The following is a 2924-nucleotide window of genomic DNA, read 5'->3' as shown; positions in this document are numbered from 1 at the left end:
GTGGTGACCGCCGACGGCCCCTTGGCGTAGCCGGCGGTCTCGTCGAGGATCGCGCCCATCAGATAATAACCGGCGGCGCGGAACAGACGGGCGCTGAGCTCAGGTCCGAAGCCGCCATCCTCGAACAGGCCGATGATGGCGTTCAACTTGGCGAGGCAGGGCGGCGAGTTCATGCGATAGACGACGATGAACGGCGCGAAGGCCGGATGCTCCGTCGCCACACGCCGGAATTCCTGCATACCGATGCGCGCCCGCTCACGCCAAGGAAGGCTGTCATCGGGGATCACGAGCCCGCTCATCTGGCGATCGACCAGCGCCTCGTAGAGATGCGCCTGCGAGGGAAAGTGATGGTAGATGCTCATCGCCTCGCAGCCGAGCCTGGCGGCGAGCTTGCGCATCGAGAAGCCGGAGAGCCCTTCCCGCTCGATTACCTCAAAGGCCGCGTCCTCGATCATCTCGCGGGACAATTTTCCGCGGGTTCGGATTTTCTTGCTCGGTGAGTCCATGGCGCCGCTTGACAACTTACACTGTAAGGTTCATGTTCAAATCACCTTACACCGTAAGGCTAACAAAAACCAGAGGAGAACACCATGCCTGTCATTCGCATCATCTCAAGCGCGCATTCCTGCCTTCGTTCCGCCTCGCTGCTCGCCGCTATCGCGTTCACCGCGGCCTTGACCGTGCCTGCCGGCGCCGACGACTATGACGCCGCCATCAAGGACATCCAGTCGACCATCGGGGGCGTACCCGGCTTCATGAAGCAGTTCCCGAAAGCCGGTCTGCCCGGCGCGTGGGCCGAGGTCAAGGCCATCGAGCTCAGCGACAAGACGGCGCTGCCGCCGAAGGTGAAGTCGCTGATCTCGCTGGCGGTCGCGGCGCAAATCCCCTGCAATTATTGTGTCTGGTCGGACACCGAGAACGCCAAACGCGCCGGCGCCACCGACGAGGAGATCCAGGAGGCAGTCGCCTTGGCCGCCTTGACCCGCCACTGGAGCACCATCTTCAACGGCATGCAGGTCGACTTCGCCCAGTTCAAGAAGGAGATGGGCGGAGAATAGGGAGGGGCTATGAGGAGTAGAAACAGGAATGCACGGCGTCCAGCCGTCCAAACTGCGCTGCTCCTTGTGCTCCCTTTTTGATGCATCTCAGAGTGGTGGCGATGCCGGGAGGCCATCTCGGCGTGCCGGACAGCACGGCTGCGGAGCCGTCGTCACCACGGCCGCCTAGCGCCGATCAATTCGGAAAGCGCGTTTCGCAGACAGGGCCTGCGGGCTCGCCAGATCTACCTGTTGGCGAGCTAAGATATACTTGCGCAATTCTCTAGCCCGAAAGACCGGCCGCAAGAAATGCCAGAGCCCGAGAGACGGCGCCAGACGCGTTCCTTGTTCTTCACCTTGAAGCCTCCGCCCTAACGCTCGACGAGTTTTGCGAAGACCGCGGCACGCGGTGTTTACCGCGGGAAAGCCGGACGGAACCGCCCCTTTTATGACGCAAAAGGCGCGCCTGCCTACGCCTACAGTTAACCAACAGCAAAAGAGTAACGTTAACGAATCCCTAAATTAGTTGACTATGCGGCGCACAGGTATATCTTTCTATACGTTGGGTGTGCAATTTGGGCGAGCAGTCCGCGGTGGTGGCAACCATGTTCGTGGATCGCGACTTAGGGGCAAAGGGACGCTGAGCGGCAGCACATAAGCCGTACGGCAACGACCCCGCTTACTCAGACAAAACACACGTTTCTGGCGACTCCGCGTATGCGGAGGGATCGCCATGATTTCACCTGGTCGGGCAACGCTGTTGCCCCGGCCCGGAACGATGATGCGTGGGTGTGTGCGAGTATGAGGTCGCCATGGGTAGGGTCATCAAGGTTCTGAAGCTGGACACCAAGCCGGGACGGAGGCGTGCCGATCAAGGACGCGCGCTGGTCGCCGGCGGAGCAGGATTTCTGGGTTCTCATCTGTGCCAAAGGCTGCTTGCCGATGGATATGAAGTCATCGCGCTGGACAATTTCCACACGGGCAAGCGCTACAACCTGTCAGCGATAGCGCGTGACGCGACTTTCACCTGCATCAGGCACGACATCGTCGAGGAACTGCCGACGGACCTGGCTGTCGACGAGATCTACAATCTCGCCTGCCCGGCTTCTCCGCCGCATTACCAGGCCGATCCGATCCACACCTTCAAGACCAGCGTGCTCGGCTCGATCAACCTTCTGGAGCTCGCGCGGCGACACAACGCCAAGATCTTCCAAGCCTCGACTTCGGAGGTCTATGGCGATCCGCTGGTGCATCCGCAACCCGAAGGTTACTTCGGCAATGTCAACACGCACGGTCCGCGCTCCTGCTACGACGAGGGCAAGCGCTCGGCCGAGACGCTGTTCTTCGATTACTCACGGACATACGGCATCGATGTCCGCGTCGCGCGCATCTTCAACACCTATGGCCCTCGCATGCGGCCCGACGACGGCCGCGTGGTGTCGAACTTCATCGTCCAGGCGCTGCGCGGCGACGACATCACCGTCTACGGCAGCGGCGCGCAGACGCGCTCCTTCTGCTTCGTCGACGACCTGATCGAAGGCTTCGTGCGCCTGATGAACGCCGGCGTGGCCCCCCAGCACCCGGTCAATCTCGGCAACCCCGTCGAGTTCACCGTCATGGAATTGGCCGAGCTGGTCATCGACTATACGAATTCACGCTCGCGCATCGGGCACCGGCCGCTGCCGGTCGACGACCCCAGGCAGCGCAAGCCCGATATCTCGTTTGCCAGGCAGCATCTCGGCTGGGAGCCGAAGGTTGCGCTGAGCGAAGGCCTCGCCCACACCACTGCCTATTTCGACGCCGTCCTGGGCGGACGCCGGTTCATCGCCCCGCGCAGGGTCCAGGCATCAACCGCCAGGGAGGCAACGGCATGATGACCCGCCGCCC

3 protein-coding genes are annotated in these 2924 nt (G+C 62.0%); 2 read left to right on the top strand and 1 reads right to left on the bottom strand.

The features are described 5' to 3' along the window. Nucleotides 1-455: helix-turn-helix domain-containing protein (locus EOA60_RS26705; RefSeq protein ID WP_245502617.1), on the bottom strand; the 455-nt coding region annotated here is incomplete at its 3' end. A gap of 135 nt (nucleotides 456-590) precedes the next feature. Here EOA60_RS26705 and EOA60_RS26700 point away from each other — a divergent pair. Together EOA60_RS26700 and EOA60_RS26695 are read left to right on the top strand one after the other, a co-directional pair. Continuing rightward, nucleotides 591-1058 (top strand): carboxymuconolactone decarboxylase family protein, encoded by a 468-nt coding sequence (locus EOA60_RS26700; protein ID WP_095823632.1) that lies wholly within the window; start codon nucleotides 591-593, stop codon nucleotides 1056-1058. 791 nt (nucleotides 1059-1849) lie between these two features. Continuing rightward, complete coding sequence (locus EOA60_RS26695) at nucleotides 1850-2911, top strand: UDP-glucuronic acid decarboxylase family protein (RefSeq protein ID WP_128312159.1); 1062 nt, start codon at nucleotides 1850-1852, stop codon at nucleotides 2909-2911. Nucleotides 2912-2924 lie beyond the last annotated feature (13 nt).

Source organism: Mesorhizobium sp. M1A.F.Ca.IN.020.06.1.1 (assembly GCF_004023265.1).
Taxonomy (GTDB): Bacteria; Pseudomonadota; Alphaproteobacteria; order Rhizobiales; family Rhizobiaceae; genus Mesorhizobium.
This window is presented reverse-complemented; position numbering and strand designations above follow the sequence as displayed.

What these genes read in the sequence shown, in the direction of transcription:
- EOA60_RS26700 (WP_095823632.1), top strand. Translation starts at nt 591, where the DNA reads ATGCCTGTCATTCGCATCATCTCAAGCGCGCATTCCTGCCTTCGTTCC.
- EOA60_RS26695 (WP_128312159.1), top strand. Translation starts at nt 1,850, where the DNA reads ATGGGTAGGGTCATCAAGGTTCTGAAGCTGGACACCAAGCCGGGACGG.